This window comes from Metabacillus sp. 22489 (assembly GCF_052044855.1).
Lineage (GTDB): Bacteria > Bacillota > Bacilli > Bacillales > Bacillaceae > Metabacillus > Metabacillus niabensis.
The window spans coordinates 1-21,994 of sequence record NZ_JBQENT010000063.1; the positions used below are offsets into that span (position 1 = coordinate 1).

General features: G+C 35.5%; 24 protein-coding genes and 1 riboswitch. Of the genes, 7 read left to right on the top strand and 17 right to left on the bottom strand.

Going from position 1 to position 21,994, the window contains the following annotated elements; translation table 11 throughout:
* Window positions 1-149 precede the first annotated feature (149 nt).
* Window positions 150-959 (bottom strand): RDD family protein, encoded by an 810-nt coding sequence (locus ACTJJ9_RS23990; protein ID WP_440768948.1) that lies wholly within the window; start codon window positions 957-959, stop codon window positions 150-152.
* Window positions 960-1,077: 118 nt separating this feature from the next.
* Here ACTJJ9_RS23990 and ACTJJ9_RS23995 point away from each other — a divergent pair, with 118 nt between their 5' ends.
* Window positions 1,078-2,055 (top strand): stage II sporulation protein M, encoded by a 978-nt coding sequence (locus ACTJJ9_RS23995; RefSeq protein ID WP_412963544.1) that lies wholly within the window; start codon window positions 1,078-1,080, stop codon window positions 2,053-2,055.
* Here ACTJJ9_RS23995 and ACTJJ9_RS24000 read toward each other — a convergent pair.
* The 10 genes from ACTJJ9_RS24000 to ACTJJ9_RS24045 form a co-directional block, all read right to left on the bottom strand.
* Window positions 2,033-3,394: a DUF58 domain-containing protein gene (locus ACTJJ9_RS24000; protein ID WP_440768949.1), complete on the bottom strand. Its 1,362-nt coding sequence runs from the start codon at window positions 3,392-3,394 to the stop codon at window positions 2,033-2,035. The genes ACTJJ9_RS23995 and ACTJJ9_RS24000 overlap by 23 nt on opposite strands.
* A complete protein-coding gene (locus ACTJJ9_RS24005; RefSeq protein WP_174880452.1) occupies window positions 3,345-4,274 on the bottom strand; it encodes an AAA family ATPase in 930 nt (309 codons plus the stop codon). Before ACTJJ9_RS24005 ends, ACTJJ9_RS24000 begins: the two co-directional genes overlap by 50 nt.
* Entirely contained in the window at window positions 4,271-5,407 is a 1,137-nt protein-coding gene (locus ACTJJ9_RS24010) for a DUF4350 domain-containing protein (RefSeq protein WP_440768950.1), read from the bottom strand. Before ACTJJ9_RS24010 ends, ACTJJ9_RS24005 begins: the two co-directional genes overlap by 4 nt.
* A 32-nt stretch (window positions 5,408-5,439) precedes the next feature.
* Entirely contained in the window at window positions 5,440-6,084 is a 645-nt protein-coding gene (locus ACTJJ9_RS24015) for a DUF4129 domain-containing protein (protein WP_440768951.1), read from the bottom strand.
* A gap of 116 nt (window positions 6,085-6,200) precedes the next feature.
* The gene (locus ACTJJ9_RS24020) at window positions 6,201-7,106 is read right to left on the bottom strand and encodes a hypothetical protein (protein ID WP_440768952.1); all 906 of its coding nucleotides are present in this window, start codon (window positions 7,104-7,106) and stop codon (window positions 6,201-6,203) included.
* Between the two features lie 214 nt (window positions 7,107-7,320).
* Window positions 7,321-9,249 (bottom strand): asparagine synthase (glutamine-hydrolyzing), encoded by a 1,929-nt coding sequence (gene asnB / locus ACTJJ9_RS24025; RefSeq protein ID WP_095301711.1) that lies wholly within the window; start codon window positions 9,247-9,249, stop codon window positions 7,321-7,323.
* 151 nt (window positions 9,250-9,400) lie between these two features.
* Entirely contained in the window at window positions 9,401-9,853 is a 453-nt protein-coding gene (locus ACTJJ9_RS24030) for a FixH family protein (protein WP_145581749.1), read from the bottom strand.
* A gap of 227 nt (window positions 9,854-10,080) precedes the next feature.
* Window positions 10,081-11,280, bottom strand: coding sequence for a methionine adenosyltransferase (gene metK, locus ACTJJ9_RS24035; protein ID WP_095301713.1), 1,200 nt, complete (start codon window positions 11,278-11,280; stop codon window positions 10,081-10,083).
* 248 nt (window positions 11,281-11,528) lie between these two features.
* A riboswitch (SAM riboswitch) is annotated at window positions 11,529-11,714 on the bottom strand.
* Between the two features lie 258 nt (window positions 11,715-11,972).
* Entirely contained in the window at window positions 11,973-12,215 is a 243-nt protein-coding gene (locus ACTJJ9_RS24040) for a DUF2584 domain-containing protein (RefSeq protein ID WP_095301714.1), read from the bottom strand.
* Window positions 12,216-12,286: 71 nt separating this feature from the next.
* On the bottom strand, window positions 12,287-13,066 hold the full coding sequence (locus ACTJJ9_RS24045) for an alpha/beta hydrolase family protein (protein ID WP_095301715.1): 780 nt from the start codon (window positions 13,064-13,066) through the stop codon (window positions 12,287-12,289).
* A 160-nt stretch (window positions 13,067-13,226) separates the two neighbouring features.
* On the opposite strand from ACTJJ9_RS24045, the gene ACTJJ9_RS24050 reads away from it, so the two are divergent.
* From ACTJJ9_RS24050 to ACTJJ9_RS24060, 3 genes are read left to right on the top strand one after another with little or no spacing between them, the layout of a single operon-like run.
* Entirely contained in the window at window positions 13,227-14,216 is a 990-nt protein-coding gene (locus tag ACTJJ9_RS24050) for an ABC transporter substrate-binding protein (RefSeq protein ID WP_440768953.1), read from the top strand.
* 12 nt (window positions 14,217-14,228) lie between these two features.
* A complete protein-coding gene (locus ACTJJ9_RS24055; protein WP_095301717.1) occupies window positions 14,229-14,999 on the top strand; it encodes an ABC transporter ATP-binding protein in 771 nt (256 codons plus the stop codon).
* A gap of 1 nt (window position 15,000) precedes the next feature.
* Window positions 15,001-15,801 (top strand): ABC transporter permease, encoded by an 801-nt coding sequence (locus ACTJJ9_RS24060; protein WP_095301720.1) that lies wholly within the window; start codon window positions 15,001-15,003, stop codon window positions 15,799-15,801.
* Window positions 15,802-15,849: 48 nt separating this feature from the next.
* Here ACTJJ9_RS24060 and ytkD read toward each other — a convergent pair whose 3' ends face one another.
* Window positions 15,850-16,338, bottom strand: a complete 489-nt coding sequence (gene ytkD / locus ACTJJ9_RS24065) for an RNA deprotection pyrophosphohydrolase (protein ID WP_440768954.1) — start codon at window positions 16,336-16,338, stop codon at window positions 15,850-15,852.
* Between the two features lie 144 nt (window positions 16,339-16,482).
* Complete coding sequence (locus ACTJJ9_RS24070; protein ID WP_440768955.1) at window positions 16,483-16,815, bottom strand: hydrolase; 333 nt, start codon at window positions 16,813-16,815, stop codon at window positions 16,483-16,485.
* A gap of 160 nt (window positions 16,816-16,975) precedes the next feature.
* Here ACTJJ9_RS24070 and ACTJJ9_RS24075 point away from each other — a divergent pair, with 160 nt between their 5' ends.
* Window positions 16,976-17,200, top strand: coding sequence for a DUF6154 family protein (locus ACTJJ9_RS24075; protein ID WP_095301723.1), 225 nt, complete (start codon window positions 16,976-16,978; stop codon window positions 17,198-17,200).
* 40 nt (window positions 17,201-17,240) lie between these two features.
* On the opposite strand, the gene ACTJJ9_RS24080 is transcribed toward ACTJJ9_RS24075, so the two are convergent.
* Window positions 17,241-17,681 (bottom strand): Dps family protein, encoded by a 441-nt coding sequence (locus ACTJJ9_RS24080; RefSeq protein ID WP_095301724.1) that lies wholly within the window; start codon window positions 17,679-17,681, stop codon window positions 17,241-17,243.
* Window positions 17,682-17,998: 317 nt separating this feature from the next.
* Between ACTJJ9_RS24080 and ytzI the strand changes: the two genes are divergently transcribed.
* A complete protein-coding gene (gene ytzI / locus ACTJJ9_RS24085) occupies window positions 17,999-18,163 on the top strand; it encodes a YtzI protein (RefSeq protein ID WP_095301725.1) in 165 nt (54 codons plus the stop codon).
* 66 nt (window positions 18,164-18,229) lie between these two features.
* On the opposite strand, the gene ACTJJ9_RS24090 is transcribed toward ytzI, so the two are convergent.
* A complete protein-coding gene (locus tag ACTJJ9_RS24090; protein ID WP_440768956.1) occupies window positions 18,230-19,177 on the bottom strand; it encodes a TIGR03943 family putative permease subunit in 948 nt (315 codons plus the stop codon).
* A 15-nt stretch (window positions 19,178-19,192) separates the two neighbouring features.
* Complete coding sequence (locus ACTJJ9_RS24095) at window positions 19,193-20,203, bottom strand: permease (protein ID WP_440768957.1); 1,011 nt, start codon at window positions 20,201-20,203, stop codon at window positions 19,193-19,195.
* Between the two features lie 215 nt (window positions 20,204-20,418).
* Between ACTJJ9_RS24095 and folE2 the strand changes: the two genes are divergently transcribed.
* A complete protein-coding gene (gene folE2 / locus ACTJJ9_RS24100) occupies window positions 20,419-21,321 on the top strand; it encodes a GTP cyclohydrolase FolE2 (RefSeq protein ID WP_440768958.1) in 903 nt (300 codons plus the stop codon).
* Window positions 21,322-21,394: 73 nt separating this feature from the next.
* Here folE2 and ACTJJ9_RS24105 read toward each other — a convergent pair whose 3' ends face one another.
* Window positions 21,395-21,793, bottom strand: coding sequence for a TetR/AcrR family transcriptional regulator C-terminal domain-containing protein (locus tag ACTJJ9_RS24105; RefSeq protein WP_440768959.1), 399 nt, complete (start codon window positions 21,791-21,793; stop codon window positions 21,395-21,397).
* Between the last annotated feature and the right edge of the window lie 201 nt (window positions 21,794-21,994).

Below are 21,994 nucleotides of genomic sequence, written 5' to 3' on the forward strand. Positions count from 1 at the left end.
AAGTGGTCGGGAAACCAACTTTATCCTACCATGTGAAGTGAGGTTTTTTAATACCTAATACCACGCTTGAAGCTCTTTAGAACCCCCAGCATAGCAGGGGGTTTTCGAAACCACAATAAAAAAACAGCCTTTCAGCTGTTTCTTAATCGTTATAATTCGATTTCCCACTCCTCTTTTAACTTTAAGTAGAGAATAAATAATGTATTCTCGAGCTCATGAATCTGTTTTCCCTCTAACGAAATGTCAATTTTAGGAAAAATAATTTTTGCGACTTCATTCGTTAGTTCATTCCTTTGAGTTGAAGGTAGTTGAACGAAACGATGACAATAGGTTTTAACAAGATTCCATTCCTTTGTCCCCAAAGAGCGAAAAAGCCAATCTTCAATCACTAAGTCTTCCTTAGTTATTCCTCTTCTATTTATTTCTTTCTCTACATTTGTTAGCCTTTTTGCTTTCTTTCTTCGTCTTTCATGGACGACAACCGTTCCGGCAACAAGGTCTCCGATCCGTTTATTTTTCGCATGAAAAAAAACCATGCAAATCCCCACTAAATAATACATTGGTAAAGAATCAATAAATCTTAATAAATTCCGAATGATACTTGATAATAGTGTTAAGCTATGACCATTGTCTTGAATAACACGAATACCAACTATTCGTTTGCCAAGCGTTTTTCCTCCTGAAAAATATTCCAGAACTACAAAATAACTAGAGTTTAAGAGAAAGAGTAGAATTAATGCTATAGCTATTTGAAATGTGAATGTTTCCTCAAAAATAACCGTATCGAGTGAACTAGTGCCCAATAAAGAAAAAACTAATCCGACGATTATAATAATGTTTACTAGTGATAAAATAATATAGTCAATTAAAAATGCAGCTGCTCGACTCCCAAGCCCTGCAGTTTGAAATTGAAGTGAAACAAATTCTGGTGTTTTAATATTTATTTGTTCTTGTTGCATAACCATCACCTCTTTTTGGTTATATTTACCTGTTCTTATTCCTATTTTTCTATAAAATTACTATAATATAAAGAGACCATTTTTTTCTAGTCAATCCGAAAATAAGAAGGTGTCCATAATGAATATAAAGCAATTTGTAAAGCAACATCGTGATGAATGGAAAGAGCTTGAAAATATGATTACAAACTTACATAAAAATAAACGGACTGCTACAAGCAAAACGATCGAGCGATTTAATCGTCTATACCAAAAGTCAGCACAGCATCTTTCATACAGTCAGACATACTTTCCAAATGAAGAAGTAACTCCTTATTTAAATGGACTTGTCTCAAAAGCACATAATTTACTGTACAAAGATCAAATTTCTAGTTTAAAACAAATTCAGCATTTCTTTAGCACCACATTCATTGGTTTATTTATTGCTCAGTGGAAGTTTAGCTTTATCGCTATGCTCATCTTCACCCTTGGTGGTATTGGTAGCTATGCTGCGGTAATGAACGACTCACTTAATCTTTATTCAATTCTTCCAGCTGATATAGCTTATGGGATAAATCCCGATCAGCTTGGAGAGGGCCAGGTCGATGCACCTACGATGTCTGCCGAAATTATGATAAATAATATTCAAGTTGCCATTTTAGCTTTTGCTAGTGGAATTACGTTTGGCATTTTTACCGTTTATTTATTACTTTATAATGGAATCATTATCGGTGCACTTGCAGCAGTATTCTATCAGCACGGAATGATGTATGAATTTTGGGCATATATTGTCCCACATGGAATGATTGAATTAACTGCTATCTTTATTGCAGGTGGTGCCGGCTTGGTAATGGGATACAAGCTTCTTGTACCAGGCCCTTATTCAAGAACGTTTCATCTCAAACTACAGGCAAAACGTTCTGTTCAGCTTTTGTTAGGAACAATTCCTTTATTTGTTATCGCAGCAATTATTGAAGGATTTATTACTCCTGCAAATATTCCACTAGAAGCTAAGTACTTTGTTGCATTTGTAACAATTATTGCATTAATCGTTTATTTGTTTATCGGAAATCAGCTTCTACAAAAAAGAAGAGCTGCTACAGAAGCCCTCGATTCATAATGTCAATATACTGAGAAACAGCTACTGTAGCTAACTTGTCTTCCTTTGCCTCCAACATTTGGAGGCCTTGTTTTTCCCATTTCACTTTTTCCCTTTTTGTCATGAGCATTTGCTGCTGTGCAATACTTTTTACCATCGCATGCTCAATATCTATTGGCTGTAGTCTTATTTTCTTTTTAATCAATTCATCCTCAATCCCGATCATTAAGAAATAATGACGCTGTCTAATTCTTTTTAAATAGATAAGTGCACTTTCTTCATACAAAAACGTTCGTATATCGCTAAATAACATAATAAAACTACGCTTTTTCTGAAGTGATTGTAAATAAGTAAAAACAGCTGCATAATTAGATTCAGCTTGATCAACCTGAACATCATAGACTGCTTGAAGAATTGTTTGCAAATGGGCAATCCCTTTAGCTGGAGGAACATATACTTTGATATCCCTGGAAAACACGAGAATTGAGACATAATCGCCTTTTTGCAGGGCTGCTGCTGCAACGGTTAACGAGGCTTCTACAGCCTTTTCTAGCCTATTTGTTTCTCTTAACTCAGCACCCATCATTCTTCCACAATCAATTAAAATTGTTACATATTTTCCATGCTCAGGTTCGTATTCATTTGTCATGACCTCTTGAAGTTTTGCTGTTTGTCTCCAATTAATTTTCCGCGGATCATCACCAACTACAAAGCTACGAACCTTTGTAAACTCTCCGGCTCCACTTAAATGTTTACGGATTTTTATCCCTTCATGTAGTAAAAACTTTTGAGCATCCTCTAAATAACTTTTTGTTTCTGTTAAATCAGGTATCACTTTAAGCTCATCTTTAAGCTCCAGAGTTACTTGTTTCTCCCATAATCCAAATGTACTTTTATAACGAAAATAGAGCTTTTCAATATTATACTTTCCTCGAACTGGTGCTACAGTTTCATATGTAGCTATTCCGCTTGTTTGCCCGCTCAATTTCCCTTTGAACGGAAATTGATCCCTTTTAAAGGATTGTGGAATTCCATCAACAAACCGAAAGTAAAACGGATAATTTGATGCATTATTGATCAAGATTTCTACTTGATAGGTTAATCCTCTTTCCATTTCTTTCGGAATTGAGCGCCTAAAATGCAATTCAGTTTTTTTAGGTGAATAGAGTAAATCGATAAAGCTTAAAAGAAAAAATATCACATTCAAAAAAATAACGAATATCCACGATATATTCCAAAATGAACCGAGCAAAAATAGGACAGATAAGCATAAAAAGAAAAGCGCTAACCGCTTCGTAGGTAATATTCCTCTATCTTGGAACAGGAATCGACCCCACAAGCTCTTCAATGATTTGGTCAACGGTTGCTCCCTCCAATTCTACATGCGGAGATAATTGAATACGATGTCTTAGTCCAGGCTTAGCAACCATCTTAATATCATCTGGTGTTACATAATCTCGTCCAGATAAATATGCCCATGCTTTTCCGGCTCTTCCAATTGAGATCGCTGCACGAGTACTTGCACCAAACCGTAATACATCTGTTTCTCTAGTTCTACGAACAAGCTTTACGATATAATCTAATACACTATCCCCTATCGTAATTTGCTCAATTTCCCTCTTTATTGTTAAAAACTCGTCTAGATCTATAACAGGATTTAATTGCTCTTGATTCTCCTTGTTCTCGATAACATGCTTTAAAACATTAATCTCTTCTTCTAGTGAAGGAAAATCTATTTGTAATTTGAATAGAAAACGATCTTGTTGTGCTTCAGGCAGTGGATATGTACCTTCGAATTCAATTGGGTTTTGCGTTGCTACAACAAAGAATACTTCTGGTAAGGAATATGTTTCACCTTGGATTGTAACTTGCTTTTCCTCCATCGCTTCCAATAAAGCTGCTTGTGTTTTTGCAGGAGTACGATTAATTTCATCCGCTAATAGAATATTCGTAAAGATCGGACCCTTTAGCGTTTGAAATGAACTGTCCTTCATGTTATAAATCGTACTACCTGTAATATCACTTGGAAGCAAATCTGGCGTAAATTGAATTCGTGTAAATGTGCCCCCTATTAAACTTGAAAGTGTTTTAACCATCTGTGTTTTCCCTGTACCTGGGACACCTTCTAATAAAACATGTCCGCCTGCTAGCACAGAGGAAAGTAAAAGTCTAATATTTTGGGTTTGCCCCTTTATTTGCTTTTCATATTGCTCTAATAAGGATGTGAGTTTGCTATTCATCCTTCCTCCACCTCTTTCCTAAGTTGTTCTAGTTTTTTAGACCATAATACATAATCATATTTAGATATTTTCTCTTCATTTAATAAATTCGATAGTTCAGTAACAAACTGATGTATCGTTGGTTTCGAAACATTTCTCCATTTTCTTTCAAGACTATCTTCTATTTCAAGCCAGCTCCGATTGTATGAAATCCCCCATCTTTCCTGTAATAAAAGCTTTACATAATCAGCCTGAATTTGAAGGGAATCATGATATCGTTGACTCTTTAAATGCCAAGAGGCAAGCGCTCTTATTCTTTCATCACTAAAGCGAACCGTTTCTTCACGAGGAATCATACTAAACCCAAAACGTTTTCCACGTATCCAGAGCAGCAAGCAAATAAGAATACTACCTTGAATAATAAGTAACAAAAACCATTTTGGATATACATTGAATATCGATGTATCTTGCTCACCATGAATGTATTCATTAAAGTAAATCTTGTTTGCATCTATTTCATTAAATAACGTAATCAATAAGGGCAGATGGTCCGCTGATAAAATATGTTCATTCAGCATCCAATTAGGATTATTCGCAACAATTAGTTGACCATTTCCATATTGTCTTTTTAAGGCTACAGCCAAACCAGCTTGATTATGTAATAACACTTCATCCTCTTCGTTCGGTTGTAAAAACACATCCGTATGTAGCTCTGATTCATATTCTCTTCCATCCTGACCAATGATTAATTGGTTATCAGACTCAGCAACTGCATGGAAATGGATAGCCAAATCAAAAATATCTCGCGGGTTTTCTTGAAATAATAGAATGGTATTTCCCGCTTCCATAAATTCAATGTATTCGTTCATTTCATCGGAATTTGGTGTTACAGATGGCTCGAGCATGACTACTAATTGATTTGCCTCATCCTTTGGTAACAAATTTGGAGGAAGTGACCATCGACTTACTGAACCAACTTCTTTATCTAAATATGTATAAAATGCCTTCACACCAGTTGGAGAAGGAGAATGTGAAACATAACTCGGGTAATTCTTTGGCTTTTCAGAACTGATCACATAGCTGCTTATCATAATAATCAGGATGAGGAGCGAAAGTAATATCCATTTGCGTTTATTTGAAAATAATGTTTGCAATTCCTGTTATTCCTCCTTTCCCATTAATGATGCTACCCATTTTTCTTTTCCTCTCGGTTATCACCTAACCATTTCATAGCTTCTTTTTTAAACCGCTCATATTCTTCTTTCGTAATGCTTTTTTCTCCATACGTCGCTTCATCAAAGATGAGAGCTAAATGATAAAATTGCTCTGCCCACTTCTGATTTACACTTTTTAGTTCATCATAATACTCCCAGTTCGTTTTCCATATCCTCGCTACTAGCCATTCCCTTTCATGAAAATAGAGTAATAATGCAAGGAAGAGATGACGTGTTGAAAGCTTGTACTCTTTTTGCCCTTCTTGCTTCAAAGCTTCTGATAAATGCATCTGATATGACCAATCAATTTCATTTATTGATTGCAAAGGCTTATGCGAATGGAATGATTTTTTTCGATTGCGGTTTCGTATTAAAAGGGTAACAAGAAGGAGCAATAATAAAATCGTGATAACGATGTTCATCATTAAAATGGTTCCAGAATAATCCTTCGATGGTTCAATAGAAGGAAACATACTATTAAGAAAGTCTATAAACCATTCATTAAGGTCGTCCCACCATTGCTCAAATATATTTTTTGGCTTTTCTTCATATACTTTGTACTCTCTGCTATTCAAGATATTTTCTAATTCATTTCTAGCTTGATCCTCATTTAACATGCAACCCCCCCCTTATTCGCTTTCTACCTATTTAACAATTAATCTCTAAATCTTATCTGTAGATTATATAGGTAGGAGGAAATTTCTCGATAAATTTCCTCATTTCCTATTAACTTTTATTTATATTCTTCAATCATTTCTTTTAAATCATCCGCATCATATCTAAGCTTCAAGTCGAAATACATGACAGCATATCCAACAGAGAAAATCATTGTCGTTAATAATGTGACAATATTGACGATCATTGATTGAAGCACACTACCGCCAAGAAGAAGAGCAACAGAAAATTCAACAGCATAGCTAACACTCATCATAATAAGCATAAAAATAATATAAAGTCCGATGATTACCCATGTTCGTTTACTCGTTAATCGCCAACTTCTTCCGAAACCAGGGGATCCTTCCTTCAATGTAACAGAAGCAAAATAAAAGCTCCATCTTGCCATTAAATATATATATCCAACAGCACAGCCTAAAAATAAAACAATACCTAGCAAAACCCCAACAACAGGGTTAATAACAACCCCAAATCCAGTCAAAAATGTCGTAATAAAAAATGGAATAATTGCTAAACCGAATAAAATAAGTCCAAATAAAATACTGCTTCCTAGTAATGGGAAAAATCTTACGAATGCTGCCTTTATAACAAAACCCACCGTAAATTCTTCATTTTTTCTAATATGATTAACTGCTAAAATAATGGCTGCCTGTGCGACTGGTAACAAAATGGCACCTAACAATAAGAGAATTAAATATCCTACTCCTAAACTGATCATGCTAGCATCAACATAACCGGTGCTTTCAAGCTCCAAAAGTACCTGTTCATACCAAAACCCTTCAAAAATATCTTCTCGGAAAAAACTAGTTCCGCCAATTAATAAGATAATAGCCTGTATTAAATAAATCGGTCCAATTAGAAATAATAAAATGAAAAAGAAATCTACAAATCGATTTTTTGCAAGTCGAAACGTAAAATCTAATATGTCACCAAACCCTTTTGGCTTATTAAACTGTTCATTCATTTGTAAAAATCCTCCTTTGACGTAAAAGTCCCAACAAAAACTATTTTATCATTATTTTTCTATAAGCCACCTAAAAATTTGTAATATTGTCAAATCTAACTACGTTTTTCAGAGAAATAATACTCCTTTCCTTTCCATAAAAAAAGAAGGCTGCTATCCGAGGAAAAGCCTTCTTTAACTTTATGAAAAAATATAATGGCTAATGTCTGTCCAATTAGATTAATGCTTCTGTTTTTTTATCAGGTTCAGAAACAAAGGTTCCTTTTTGTGAATTTCGAACGGCATCAGGAACTTGCCCTTCAATAAATTGCCGATGCCATAATAGGAAGGTAATAACAGTCCATAGCTTTCGGCTATTGTCATTTTTTCCTTTTGCATGATCACTTAACAATTGTTTAATATACTGCTTGTTTAATATATTGTCAGTTGGACTATCATTCACTAAAGTAACAGTCCAATCATAAAGCTCATTTTTCAGCCAAATTCGAATCGGAACAGGAAAGCCTAGCTTTCTCCGATTTACGATATGCTCTGGAATCAGCTCCTTAAATGCCTCACGAAGAATCCATTTTGTCTCTCCATTATTGATCTTAGATGAAGTAGGAAGTTTAGATGCTACCTGAAATACCTCTTTATCAAGAAATGGCACCCTAAGTTCTAGCGAATTCGCCATTGTCATTCGATCTGCCTTTGTTAAAATGTCGCCTCTTAGCCATGTATGTAAATCAATAGCCTGCATTTTTGCCACATCATCTAAATCTCCCAAAGTCTTAAATATCGGTTCTGTTACATGATGAAAGTTTGTCGTTAAAGAGAATTTAAATAACTGGGCCATATCAAGCTCTTTAAAAATATGTGCATTTCCGATATAACGGTCAGATATGCTTGTACAGCCACGATAAATAAAGCTTTTGCCTTTCACCCCATCTGGTATACGACTTGAAGAGGATAAAAGGATTTTTTTCATCATAGAAGGAATGTATCGCCACATAGCTAAATCGGATGGTTCTTTATAAATATTATATCCAGCAAACAATTCATCAGCACCTTCACCTGATAATACAACGGTTACATTTTTTCTCGCTTCACGAGCAATAAAATATAAAGGAATTGCTGCAGGATCTGCAACAGGATCATCCATATGCCAAATAATTTGTGGGAGCTCCTTTATAAACTCATCTGGTTGAATTAAAACTGTTGTATGATCAGTTCCAAGAATATCAGCTGTTTTCCTAGCAACATCTACTTCACTATACTTCTCATATTCAAATCCAACTGTAAACGTTTTTAGTTTAGGTTGAATTCGTTTCGCAAGTGACACAATAATCGTAGAATCAACACCACCTGATAGAAATGCCCCAACAGGTACATCACTGCGCATATGTTTTTCAACTGATTCTGTCAATGTCTTGCGAATCTTCTTCATCTCATCTACTTCATGTGTGAAAGACTTTGGCTGTAGACGCGGCTTAAAATAAGGAGTAAGCTTAAGCCCCTTTTCATTAATGTTTTTCACAAAGTAGTGACCTGGAGGTATCTTTTGGATAATTGTATCCATTGTCGATGGTTCAGGTACATATTGAAATGCAAAATAATGCTGTAATGACTGTTCATTTAATTGATAGCTGTTAATAAACGGTAACAGGCTTTTATTCTCAGAGGCAAAAAATAACCCATCCTGTCTATCCATATAATAAAGTGGTTTAATTCCAAAATGATCGCGTGCACCAAACAGCGTCTTCTCAACAGAATCCCAAATTAGAAAAGAAAACATTCCGCGAATTCGCTCTACAACTTCGCTCCCAATTGTTGCATAAAGAGCAACTAGTACCTCTGTGTCACTATTCGTCTCGCAATCAACCCCTATTTGCTTTAGCCATTCGCGCAGTTCAGTATGATTATAGATCTCACCATTGAAAACAATCATATACCTTCCATTATCATATCGAAATGGTTGATGGCCATTTTCAATATCAATAATGCTTAGTCTACGGAAAGCCATCGACATATGACTATCATGGTAATACCCTTTATCATCAGGACCGCGATGATAGATTAAGTCATTCGCCTGTTGAAATAAACCATTTCGATAAGAACCTACTGCAGTTTCTTCGTAATAAAGTCCACCTACAAACCCACACATATTCTCACAACCATTCCCATTAAATATAAAAAAATTAACGTTTATTTGTGAGACGAATGGTATTCAAAAAATGTTGCAAAAAAATTCAAATTTCGGAAAAAAATTCTATATTTCAGCAAAAAAGGGGAGAAATTTTTTCTCCACCGCTTCATTAATGTGAATGTGCCTCATGTTCGTCCGTTTCTTCCTGAGTTGATGTATCATCACCATCTCCAATTTGTATCGTCGTTTGAGGCATTGTATGTAATTTTCTAACATCTGTATGGGCAATAATTGTATATGTGCCATCCTCAACAAATTGATATTTAATCCCATATGTACCTTTTTTGCCTAATTCTGCTTCGATTTCCTCTGAAGCTTCTCCACGTTTAATTTCAAAAGTTACTTTCGCGTCATCAACTAACTCATCTCCGTAATAAACAGTAGCTGAAATAGGTACAGTTTCACCTTTGTTAGCTTTCTCAGTAACTTTAATTTCAACTTTCGGTTCCTTTAATTCTCCATCCTCTTCAACTTGATGATTGCTATGGTCTTCTGCTTGACCACATCCACTAATAAGCAAAGCAAGGATAAAGACAAACAACCATTGAATATATTGCTTCATTTCATTTTACCTCCATTCATATACTCCATTAATTATAATCTGTTTCTAAAATAGATGCTTCCGTCTCTTTCCTTCTTCATCATTTTTTCACATTTTTATTCTTTTGCTACGTTTTACTACAAGAGTTATATGGTTTCATGGATTTACGATCCTTATCAAAAAAATCGAGGCCTGATGGATTTATCATCAGGCCTTTACCAATTTTAGAGAGATTAAATTAGAGAAAATTATCGCAACGCTTGTTGTTTTAAAGTTTCTGCCTTATCTGTTCTTTCCCAAGGAAGATCGAGATCAAGACGACCAAAATGACCGTATGCAGCTGTTTGCTTATAAATAGGACGTCTTAAATCAAGCATTTTAATAATACCTGCTGGGCGTAAATCAAAGTTACTACGCACCACTTCAACTAATACGTCTTCAGATACTTTCCCCGTTCCAAATGTATCAATTGAAATTGATACAGGCTGAGCAACTCCGATTGCATATGCTAATTGAACCTCACATTTTTCAGCTAAACCAGACGCGACAATGTTTTTCGCAACATATCTAGCAGCATAAGCAGCTGAACGGTCAACCTTTGTTGCATCTTTACCAGAGAAAGCACCACCACCGTGACGTGCATATCCACCATACGTATCAACGATGATTTTACGTCCTGTTAAACCAGCATCTCCTTGTGGCCCACCGATAACAAAACGTCCGGTTGGATTAATAAAATACTTTGTATTTTCATCAATTAATTCAGCAGGAACTACTGGATTGATAACATATTCCTTAACATTTCGTTGAATTTGTTCCAGTGAAATTTCTGGATGATGCTGTGTTGATATAACAATTGTATCGATCCGAACTGGCTTATCATTCTCATCATATTCTACAGTTACTTGGGTTTTTCCATCTGGACGTAAATATGGAAGAATCTCCTCTTTACGAACCTCAGTTAAACGACGAGAAAGCTTGTGAGCTAATGAAATAGGTAGTGGCATTAATTCCTTTGTTTCATTACAAGCAAAACCAAACATTAATCCTTGGTCACCAGCTCCAATAGCTTCGATTTCTTCATCTGACATTTGACCTTCACGCGCCTCAAGTGCTTTGTCAACCCCAAGTGCAATATCTGCAGATTGTTCATCAATAGAAGTTAATACAGCACATGTTTCAGCATCAAAGCCATATTTTGCACGAGTATAACCAATTCCTTTAATCGTTTCTCGAACAATTTTAGGAATATCTACATAAGTACTAGTTGTAATTTCACCTGCAACTAATACTAATCCAGTCGTAACTGATGTTTCACAAGCAACACGTGCATTTGGGTCCTTTTCAATAATTGCATCAAGGATTGAATCAGAAATTTGGTCACAAATCTTATCTGGGTGTCCTTCTGTAACTGACTCAGAAGTAAAAAGACGTTTTTTAGTCATAATTTAATGCTTCCTCCTCATATATTCGGTTATCATCATTTGAGCCGGAACTCTTCCCTAAGTAAAGTAACCTAAACACCTATGATAAGGATGTTTAAATGAAACACTTTTACAAGAAATCACGTTGGGATGTTTTGTGAACAGAAATATTATGTATCTTTACCACATATTGTTCTTTAGGTAAAATTAATCTGTTAGCAAAAAAACCTTTCCCCTGTGAGGAAAGGTTTTGTATCGTTCATCGCCTTTCGCTCTTATCGATCAAGGGCTTTCGCCTTGCTCAGGTTAGCACCTTTGCATCGGAAAGTGTCAGTAACAAGTGCAAATTTCTCATTCAAAATTGTATGAGTTTGATTAAGCTTGCACTGTCCTACTTTCATTGATAGCAGGTTGCTGGGTTTCATAGGGCCTGTCCCTCCACCAGCTCGGGATAAGAGAATCCGTTCAAGGTCATATCATAGCGTACTGGATCGCAAACTGTCAAGAATAAAAGTAGAATAAGAACATCTCAACATGAAATTGCTATGATTATAAAATTCATATTCCTAATGGCTTAGATTCTTTTATCTACATGTTCATCATGCCCATCAATACATGAAATTATGAGCCTTTTTATCAGCTTTTGAACATGAAAGAAAAGTTTATCTATACTAGAAAGACAAAAAAAGGATGAAAAATCATCCCCTGTATTTATTTTAGTTCGTTGAATTTAAGGCTACTAAACGGTACGTAACATTTGTCTGATTATTATGGAGTTCTAATTTTTCAACAATGGCTTCACCTGATATTTCACCATGTTTTGTTTTTCTGACCTCAATAGGAATATCAATAGGATAAATACGATACCCGTCTTTTGTTAATACAAACAAATTTTCCTCCAAGCGTTTTTCGTTTCCTTTTGTCACGATCATCGTGTTAAATTCTACGGGCATACCCATAATGAAAACCTCCTTTTAATTACATACCTATAAATAAATGATAGCATTCTTGTCTACATAGAACAAAGAACTTATTGCTTTTTCATCCATAAACATAATCGATGAAGTGTTTCACGATTAATTGAAGGGGGAAAATAGTGTGTAAATTCATCAAAATACCAAGTTTCTACCTTCTTATCTAATTCTTTCAAGCGTTTTTCTAGCCTATAGGCATGCTCGACAGAAACATTTTTATCTTTTACTCCATGAATAATTAAAACAGGGGCATTCATTTTTTCCAATTCATATAGAGGTGTTCGCCATTTATATCGTTTAGGAAACTTTGTAGGTGTGCCACCGATTACTCTTTTCATCATTCTGCGTAAGTCTTCACGCTCTATATAGGTTAATACCATATCAGAGACCCCTCCCCAGGTGACAACAGAACGAATATGTTTGGACATAATTCCTGCTATTAGCGCCATAACCCCACCACGTGAAAATCCAAAAAGGTGAATTCTCTCTTGTTGAACCATTGGGTGCTCTCTTAAAAGTTCAATTGCCGAAATCGCATCATAGCGATCATCTCCTGCAAAATCTTCGTTACCTTCACCACCTTGATTTCCACGATAAAATGGTGCCATCACGACAAAGCCCTCTGAGGCAAATTGAATAATTCGACCGACTCTGACCATGCCAACGCTTTTTATTCCACCTCGTAAATATAAAATAGCCTCAAATTTCCCCTTCCCCTTTGGAACAGCTAACAACCCTTTTACCTTTAGGTTATTTGATAAATATGTAACAACCGATAGTTCAATTCGTGGATTTGGCGACGGAAATTTTACCTTATCAATGATTTTTCCATTCATTTTATGCTCTCTCTTTCATAACGCAAATTTGTGCTATAGGCATTCACACATTTTCGTATTATTCATAAATTATATTACATGAACTTTCATACTCTATCTTATCCTAGATTAAATCACTTCAGTTTTATTATTTGATACTTATCATAAGGAGGTCAAGAAAATGAAAAAATGGGTCGGTATGCTTTTCCTCTCGTTTATAATGATTTTCTCGCTTACTGCATGTAACCAATCTCAAACAGAAAAGGTTCGCCTTGCAGAGGTTACACATTCGATTTTTTATGCCCCATTGTATGTTGCCCTTTCTGAAGGTTTTTTTGAAGAAGAAGGTCTTGATGTTGAATTAACAACAACATGGGGAGGAGATAAAACAATGACTTCCCTCCTATCTGACGGTTCCGATATTGCCCTTGTTGGTTCGGAAACGTCGATTTATGTTGAAGCACAAGGCTCAACAGATCCCATTATTAATTTTGCCCAATTAACTGAAACAGATGGAACATTTCTTGTTAGTCGGGAAAAAATTGAAGAGTTTCAGTGGGAGCAATTAAAGGGTACTACCTTCCTTGGTCAGCGAAAGGGTGGAATGCCACAAATGGTCGGAGAGTATGTGCTAAAACAGCATAAAATCGACCCTAAATCAGATCTTGAGCTTATTCAAAATGTTGATTTCGCAAATATCCCTTCTGCATTTGCATCAGGAACAGGTGACTTCGTCCAATTATTTGAACCACAAGCAAGTATCTTTGAAAAAGAAGGAAAAGGTCATATTGTTGCTTCATTTGGTACAGAGTCAGGGAAGGTACCATACACTACCTTTATGAGCAAGGAAAGCTACTTAAAAGACAATGCGGAAACTGTAAAAAAATTTACTACAGCGATTTATAAAGCACAGCAATGGGTTCAAGAAAATAGTGCTTCAGACGTCGCAAAATCGATTGCACCACAATTTGAGGATACCGAGCTAGACATTATCGAAACTGTAATTGAACGGTATAAGGAACAAGGTTCATATGCTCAGGATCCAATTTTAGATGAAGAGGAATGGAATAATCTCCAGGATATTATGGAGGAGGCTGGTGAACTTCCTGCTCGTATTGATTATGAAACATTAGTCAATACAACATTTGCAGAGGAAGTGACAGGGAAGTAAGGAGGAACAAACATGTCGTTCTTAATTTTAAAGCATATCCATCATGTCTATTTTACAGAGGATTCAGCTACTGTGGCACTGGAAGATATCGAACTCTCCATCAACGAGGGGGAATTCGTCTCCTTCCTTGGCCCAAGTGGTTGTGGCAAAACAACATTATTATCGATAATTGCAGGGCTTATAAAACCAGTTGAAGGGACAGTTACAATCTCTGATAAACTTATTACAAAACCCGATTCTGCAATCGGCTATATGCTTCAGCAGGATTATCTTTTTCCATGGAAGACAATTGAGGAAAACGTCACATTAGGCTTGAAAATTATTGATCAAAACACAAAAGAAAATCGAGATAACACGATAGCTTTGTTAAAGGAAATGGGTTTAGAGAATGTCGGAAACCAATATCCTAACCAGCTTTCTGGCGGAATGCGACAAAGAGCAGCATTAGTACGTACTTTAGCGACAAACCCAAAAATTCTTCTTCTCGATGAACCCTTCTCTGCATTGGATTATCAAACAAAGCTAAAGCTTGAAGATTTGGTCGTGGAAACTCTAAAGGAATATAAAAAAACAGCGATACTTGTCACACACGATATTGGTGAAGCCATTGCAATGAGTGATCGTGTCATAGTCTTTTCTGCTAGACCAGGTCGTATAAATCGAACATATCTCATCCCAAAAGAGCTAAGGGAATTAACGCCATTTCACGCTAGACAGCATCCGTTATTTTCAACACTTTTCCAGCAAATATGGAAGGAGTTGGACCAAATTGAAGCAAAATGAAATGATTGACCTTCTCCATAATCGATATAAACAACGCTTAGCTAATGAAAAAAAATGGGTACGTTTTTATCAGATTCTCATTTTTTTATGTTTTTTCGGACTTTGGGAATTAGCTGGTCAAAGGGCTTGGATTGATCCTCTTCTTTTCAGTACACCATCAAAAATTTTCAATTTATTCATTACAAAATGGAATGACGGTTCTCTCCTCCCCAATATTGGTGTAACACTTTTTGAAACAGTATTAGGATTTATCCTTGGTACATTACTCGGTGCGGCACTTGCAGCCCTGTTATGGTGGTCTACGAGACTGTCGAAGATTCTAGATCCATATTTAGTCATTCTTAATGCAATGCCAAAGGTTGCACTAGGGCCGATTTTGATTGTTGCATTAGGACCAGGATTTGTCTCTATCATAGCAATGGGAACAATCATTTCCGTTATTATTACAACGATTGTTGTTTATACATCCTTTAAGGAAGTTGATGCAAACTATATAAAAGTCCTGCAAACATTTGACGCCTCTCGATTCCAAATCTTTCGTGAAGCAATTTTACCTGCCTCCTTCCCAACCATTGTATCAACACTTAAAGTAAACGTTGGACTTTCCTGGGTAGGCGTCATTGTCGGAGAATTTCTCGTCTCCGCTAAAGGGTTAGGATATATGATTATATATGGTTTCCAAGTATTTAATTTTACCCTTGTGCTATTAAGCCTACTAATTATTGCGTTTTTCGCGACTCTTATGTACCAAGGAGTCGAGTTGCTAGAAAAACGGGTTATAAAATCGGAAAAAAGAGGCTAGCATCTGATCCCTCGGCTATATTGAGGGACTTGATGAAAGCCTCTTTTTTTACGATCCTGAGACATTTGTCAAAAATCGCTGTTTTATTCTTTCTAAACTTTTTAATAACACTTCATCCTTCATAATAAAACTAAATTGCCGATTCTTTTGTACATTATGTGGTATCTCTTCTAACAAAATAGGACCATAAGTTTCTAAATAATCTTCCTGTGTGATAAGCTCTTTTATTGTCGCATAGTAGATGTTCTTAACGATCATCTTTTCTTTTCCTCTAACCTTATATTGACCTATATAGTCGATCGTGTCGACAATCCCTCCTGTTTCTTCCTTAACTTCCCTAATTGCAGCCTCTAATGCCGTTTCATTCTCTTCTACTTTTCCACCGGGAAATTCATACCCGCGGTCAGAATGCTTTGTTAATAACCATTTATTTTGATAACGACAAACAACCCAAACATGCTTAGGATCGGTAGAAAACGGATGGTCATCAAAAGACAATACGACTTCATTGTGATAATAATCGATAAATCGATACATATAAAATCCCTCAATCTTTTTATTGCTAGGACCTTCCCTATTCATTCGGAAGCCTATTCGCAATATTTTATCAGTACAGAAATTCAAATCCGGAACTGATGTAGTTATATAAATCTTATCACAATGTTTTTTTCCTGTATAAGGTTAATCTTGTTCATTTATTTTTGAAATCAATCCTTGTGCTCTTATATGTTCCCTAGCTTCCTCATCACCGAGCTCATAAATCATTTGATAAATTTGTTCATTTGTTTGGTCGATCGTATCATTTTCACGGTCATAATGATATTGAACATACGGTGTATGTGCTCTAAAGAACCCTTTCCAATCAGCAGAATATACATTGTCAAATTTCTCTCTGAGCCTAGTAATTTCGTCGTCCGTTGCTTCAATCTTAAAATCCCATGGAGAAGCTGTACTTAATTGCGAAATTTCTCCAGTTGCTACAGTAACATAGTAAGTTTTTTTCGTATTCTCCATCACGACATCTCCTTGTCTTATCCTTCTATTATTTTTTACGGCGATACATTTTATTATTCAAGACTAGTTTCATTTATCACTAATTAAATATTAAAAGGATAAGATTTGATGAAATTGCTTACGCTATCGATAAGAATGCTAGGTGAATGGAGGTTCGGACATGTTCCGAGATTTAATTACCGGTATAGAATTACGAAAATTTCGAGCTGATGAGGAAGATGTAAATGCTTATGTACATGGAGCAGTTCAAAAAAAAGATAAGCAGGAGATACTTACATGGCTGAATCAATTGTCACATGAAGAATTATCTACCATTGTCACGCCGTATTTAACGGAAAAAATGACAGAAAAACTATCTGAGGAAGAATTAGATGGTGAGTTGTAAATAAAAAAGGGGCTAAGATATTTAGCCCCAAACCAATTTGTTATTTACCTAAGAAAGACTTCAGCATCCAATTATGCTTTTCTAAACTTTGGTGAATTGCTAGAAGCATATCACCTGTTGTTTCATCTCCTACTTCACCAGCAAGCTCCATACCTTGTTTTAATTCCTCTGCTAACAAGGTGAAATCATCATGAATCGTTTGCACCATTTGTTCAGCAGTTTCGTTTCCTTCCGCTTCTTTGATTGAGGAAAGCTCTAAACATTCCTTCATTGTCGCTACTGGTGCACCTTGAAGAGCTAATAAACGCTCAGCTAACTCATCGATATGAAGAGCTGCTTCCGTGTAAAATTCCTCAAACTTTTCATGAAGTGTGAAAAAATTTGCACCTTTCACAAACCAATGATAATTATGTAGTTTCACATAAAGCACAGTCCAATTCGCTACTTGTTTATTTACTGTTTCAATTAGCTTGTCCGACATATGAATTCCTCCTTTAATCTTTCTACTAACCCTTACCCTTTATATCTTATACCAAAACATCCTATATTATCTACTTAAGATCATGATAAAATAAAGAGGACATAACATTTCGAAGTAGTCTTTGTTAAATGACAGAATACTTAAGGGACATCACCAGTTTTCCCTTCTGTCTTGAAAGTACTGGGATACATTTATATACTCTAAGCTAGGAGAAAGAAGAAGGAGTAAAAAATGATATATGAGGCCGCCTTCTGTTTCACAAATTTTTTTAGTATTTGTAATGTAATTTGCTATTTTATAAAACGGAGAGGATTTTTTTGAAGACAATCTTTATTATTTGTATTATTATCGTCATTATCGTACTACTTTTAAGTGTTCTGACAACTAGTAAAGCATATCAATATAAACATACAGTAGACCCGATCAAAAAGCTAGATGACGGGTTAGACAATAATCAAAATGAGTCAAATGAAAATAAATAAAAAATACTGGCAGTTGCCTAGTTTTAAGAAACAAGGGTTACTGCCAGCGTATTATAAAAAACTGTATTAATATTTCTCATACACATATGGTTCATCGGGTTGTTCAATCGACGATATTTCAGATACTTTGACATATGGGAGTGTCCAATCCTCATATGTTACAGTTGTTAGCTCCCCTTTTACTTTTACCCATTGGTCATCACCATATTTTTCAGCATTTGAAACAGTTGCTAATGTCCCATAAACAGATGCATCAGCTACACAGCAAGAAAGCCCAAACCGCGCAACAACGAACTGATTCTTTTCAAAATTATCTTCACGATAAACAAAGCCGATCATTTCCACTTCTTTTCCTACAAATTCCTCTGGATTCTGATCTAGAATTGTTGTCATCGCAATATAATTTTCCTCTGTTAAAGTGATCGTATCCATTTGGAGCATGCTTTGCTTTAGTTGTTCATAAAAATCTTCTGGACGTTCTTGAATTTCAAAGCCTTCCGGATGCTCGAGCGGTACATCTGGTATGTTTGAAGATTGAGATATAGTATCACCAATACTTTCATCTAGCTCATCTACGTATACTTCAGGATTTTGAATCGAATTTCCATTTTCAGCTGCAGTTTGCTCATTGTTTGTAATATTCGATTTAAAACCACGCTTCATAGCAACCGAACTATCCAAAACAATGTCTGGAAATAAAAAACCAGTAATAACGGGAGTAATAAACACAAAATAAATCAAACATGATCGTAAAGGGGATTGAGCGAAATGGTCTTCACCACAATCACAGATAATATTCCCTTTCTTTTTTGAGCCACTTCTCCATATTTGAATGACACCAAGTAGCAAAAACACAACAATTGCAAAATAAATAAACGGAAGCATTCTCGGTGCAATAAAATTTGTCATATTTCCTGTTAAAACTAGCTTTAACATAAGTAACGTAAACCCAATTAAAATAATCCCCTGTATATAAAAGTGAAATCGTTCACGTCCTCCATCATATTGTCCCACTTCTCTCCCCTCCTACTATAGGAAATAATATTGATATGCGATTGTAGATAAATAAACAACAACTGTCACAACTACCATGAACACGATAACAAATTTGGTCTTGAAAAACGCAAATAGCATAATTGTATTTTTCAAATCGAGCATTGGCCCGTAGACTAAAAAGGCTAAAAGTGATCCTGTAGTGAATGTCCCACCAAATGAAGAAGCTACAAACGCATCTGCTTCAGAACACAAGGAGAGAATAAATCCAAATCCCATCATAATAGCTGGGGACAAGTGCTCATTTGAACCTAGCTCCGTTAACACATTTCGGTCTAAAAACGTTTGGAAAAGACTTGCAATAAATGCACCAAATATCAAAAACTTCCCCATTTCAAAAAATTCATCACTTGCATGGAATAAAGTAGATTTCACTTTGTTCATTTTACCTTTTTCTTCAGCAACATCGATTAATTGTCCTACAAGTATCTCTTTTCTTATTTTTACTTGATTCTGATTTTTAAAAATTACGTATATAATTAAGCCTACAATTATCGAAAGGACAAAGGCCAATCCCATTCTCGCATAGGCAATATGGGTTTCTTCCCCAAAAGCATAATAAGTCGACGCGAAAACAATTGGATTTAAAATTGGAGCTCCTACTAAAAATACAACCCCTAGATGCAACGGCATTCCCTTTTTTATAAGCCTTCTAACAATCGGAACAATCGCACACTCACATACTGGAAAAACTGCACCTAACAATGCGGCAGGTAACAAAGCAATGAGCGCATTTTTAGGCAATGCTCGTTTAATAAAATCCTCTGATACGAACGTTTGGATGAGTGCTGAAACAAATACCCCTAATAAAATAAATGGGATTGCTTCAAGCAAAATACTTAAAAACATCGTATTTACCGTTAATAATTCTGAAGGGAGATCAAAAGAAAGGTTTTGAAAGTCAATAAATAAAAACAAATAAAAGAACAATCCTATTAACCCTAAGCCAATAACTTCTCGAAATAATGGAAGAACTGATTTATTCATGACAAAGTCTCCTATCACGATTTTTACTAGATATTCAAGTATACTAGAGTAGGTATAAGATTATGCTTAAAATTCTATATTCATGTATATTCACGTTACATCGAATAATAGAGTAAATATTTTATGCACGAAACAATAAAAAGAGGATTTATTCATTGATGTTAGCTGTCAAATTGCAGTATACTCTCAATATCGAGTAATGAGGGGAGATAATCATGACGAGAAAGATTGAATTACCACCAAAAAAAGAACGTCACAAGCTTTTCGGTTCCGTTGAACCCGGATTAAAGCTAAAGCCAACTGAAAAAGAAAAAATGCCTGATTTACAAAATACAAAAAAGGACTTCCTATTTACGATAGATGCTGTTGGAATTAGTAATGTAAAACAACCAATCATTATTGAATCTGAGTTAGAGCCAAATCAGCAAACAACGATTGCAACGTTTAAAATGACAAGTAAGATTTCCTATGATGCAAAAGGAACAAATATGAGTCGATTTACTGAGCAATTAGAAACATATCGACAAAATGGCGGCTTTATACTATCTATAAAAAACCTATATGATTTTACAAAGGAATTAGCAGAGCGTCTAAAGCAAAAGGATGCGAGCATTGAAGTAACTTTCCCTTGGTTTTATGAACGAAAAGGACCAAGCTCACAATTGACCGGTTTAAATCATTCTGAAGCAAAGCTCACAGTCCACTACGAAGAAGGAATTGGATTTTCGAGCTCTGCTACATTAACATGTGCTGTCACAACACTTTGCCCTTGCTCAAAGGAAATTAGTGAATATAGTGCTCATAATCAACGTGGCTATGTAACGATGAACGTTGAATTTACAGAAGACTATCACGAGGAAGTAGATTGGAAAAAAGCATTATTAGAAGCTGCTGAGACAAATGCAAGCGCGATGATACACCCTGTCTTAAAGCGTCCCGATGAAAAAATGGTCACAGAAACTGCCTATGAAAATCCACGCTTTGTCGAAGACATGGTTCGGCTTGTTGCAGCAGATTTATATGAACTTTCCTTTGTCAAAGCATTTCAAGTAGAATGCAGAAACGAGGAATCAATCCATTTACATGATGCAATTGCAAGTTTAAGCTATCGGAAATAGTCCTAAACTTGTATATAATGAAAAGAGCTTGTTTAGTTACAAGCTCTTTTCTTTTAGTAAAAACTTAATGCCTCTATGTTGTTTTAATGCTATCCCCTTTTGGAAGCATACCATTTATAAATAAATCTACAATCTGTTGGGCGAGTATGCGAGGCTCTTTTGAACCTGATAACAAATAGGTAGCTGTATAATGCTCGATAACACCGATAATGCACTCAGCAACAATTTCCATATCTAAATTATAACGAAAATACCCTAGCCTCTGTTCAGCTTCTAAATTAGACTTTACAATCTGTGTTAACTCATTTCTAATTTGCTTTGCATTTGGGCTAAGGAATAGACCAATTCGAGTTAAATCAGGATCTTGAACAAGAAATTGAAAAACTGATTCTATAATCGTCACTATTCTTTTAGCTATATCGTTTGATTCAATTCCGCCTTCTAAACGAACCGACTCAGATAGTTTTATTATCTTTGATTGAAAGCTAGTTACAAGCTCCTCAAATACTGCATCTTTACTTGAAAAATATAAATAAAAAGAGGGTTGCGTTAATCGAGGCCACTGAAAAAGTCTCTATATCTTTAATAAAGCGAAGGCTTCCTCGATATTATGAGGAAGCCTTCGCTCTTTTCATTTATAATAGATATATAAACTCTAGGTGGTGTTCGCATG

Bases quoted from the DNA above. Each gene is read 5' to 3' on its own strand.
- ACTJJ9_RS24070 (WP_440768955.1), bottom strand. From the start codon at position 16,815: ATGGAGAATACGAAAAAAACTTACTATGTTACTGTAGCAACTGGAGAA.
- ACTJJ9_RS24020 (WP_440768952.1), bottom strand. From the start codon at position 7,106: ATGAATGAACAGTTTAATAAGCCAAAAGGGTTTGGTGACATATTAGAT.
- ACTJJ9_RS24055 (WP_095301717.1), top strand. From the start codon at position 14,229: ATGTCGTTCTTAATTTTAAAGCATATCCATCATGTCTATTTTACAGAG.
- ACTJJ9_RS24040 (WP_095301714.1), bottom strand. From the start codon at position 12,215: ATGGGTATGCCCGTAGAATTTAACACGATGATCGTGACAAAAGGAAAC.
- ACTJJ9_RS24050 (WP_440768953.1), top strand. From the start codon at position 13,227: ATGAAAAAATGGGTCGGTATGCTTTTCCTCTCGTTTATAATGATTTTC.
- ACTJJ9_RS24060 (WP_095301720.1), top strand. From the start codon at position 15,001: ATGATTGACCTTCTCCATAATCGATATAAACAACGCTTAGCTAATGAA.
- ACTJJ9_RS24045 (WP_095301715.1), bottom strand. From the start codon at position 13,066: ATGAATGGAAAAATCATTGATAAGGTAAAATTTCCGTCGCCAAATCCA.
- ACTJJ9_RS23990 (WP_440768948.1), bottom strand. From the start codon at position 959: ATGCAACAAGAACAAATAAATATTAAAACACCAGAATTTGTTTCACTT.
- ACTJJ9_RS24075 (WP_095301723.1), top strand. From the start codon at position 16,976: ATGTTCCGAGATTTAATTACCGGTATAGAATTACGAAAATTTCGAGCT.
- ytkD (WP_440768954.1), bottom strand. From the start codon at position 16,338: ATGTATCGATTTATCGATTATTATCACAATGAAGTCGTATTGTCTTTT.
- folE2 (WP_440768958.1), top strand. From the start codon at position 20,419: ATGACGAGAAAGATTGAATTACCACCAAAAAAAGAACGTCACAAGCTT.
- ACTJJ9_RS24095 (WP_440768957.1), bottom strand. From the start codon at position 20,203: ATGAATAAATCAGTTCTTCCATTATTTCGAGAAGTTATTGGCTTAGGG.
- ACTJJ9_RS23995 (WP_412963544.1), top strand. From the start codon at position 1,078: ATGAATATAAAGCAATTTGTAAAGCAACATCGTGATGAATGGAAAGAG.
- ACTJJ9_RS24080 (WP_095301724.1), bottom strand. From the start codon at position 17,681: ATGTCGGACAAGCTAATTGAAACAGTAAATAAACAAGTAGCGAATTGG.
- asnB (WP_095301711.1), bottom strand. From the start codon at position 9,249: ATGTGTGGGTTTGTAGGTGGACTTTATTACGAAGAAACTGCAGTAGGT.
- ACTJJ9_RS24030 (WP_145581749.1), bottom strand. From the start codon at position 9,853: ATGAAGCAATATATTCAATGGTTGTTTGTCTTTATCCTTGCTTTGCTT.
- ACTJJ9_RS24005 (WP_174880452.1), bottom strand. From the start codon at position 4,274: ATGAATAGCAAACTCACATCCTTATTAGAGCAATATGAAAAGCAAATA.
- ACTJJ9_RS24015 (WP_440768951.1), bottom strand. From the start codon at position 6,084: ATGTTAAATGAGGATCAAGCTAGAAATGAATTAGAAAATATCTTGAAT.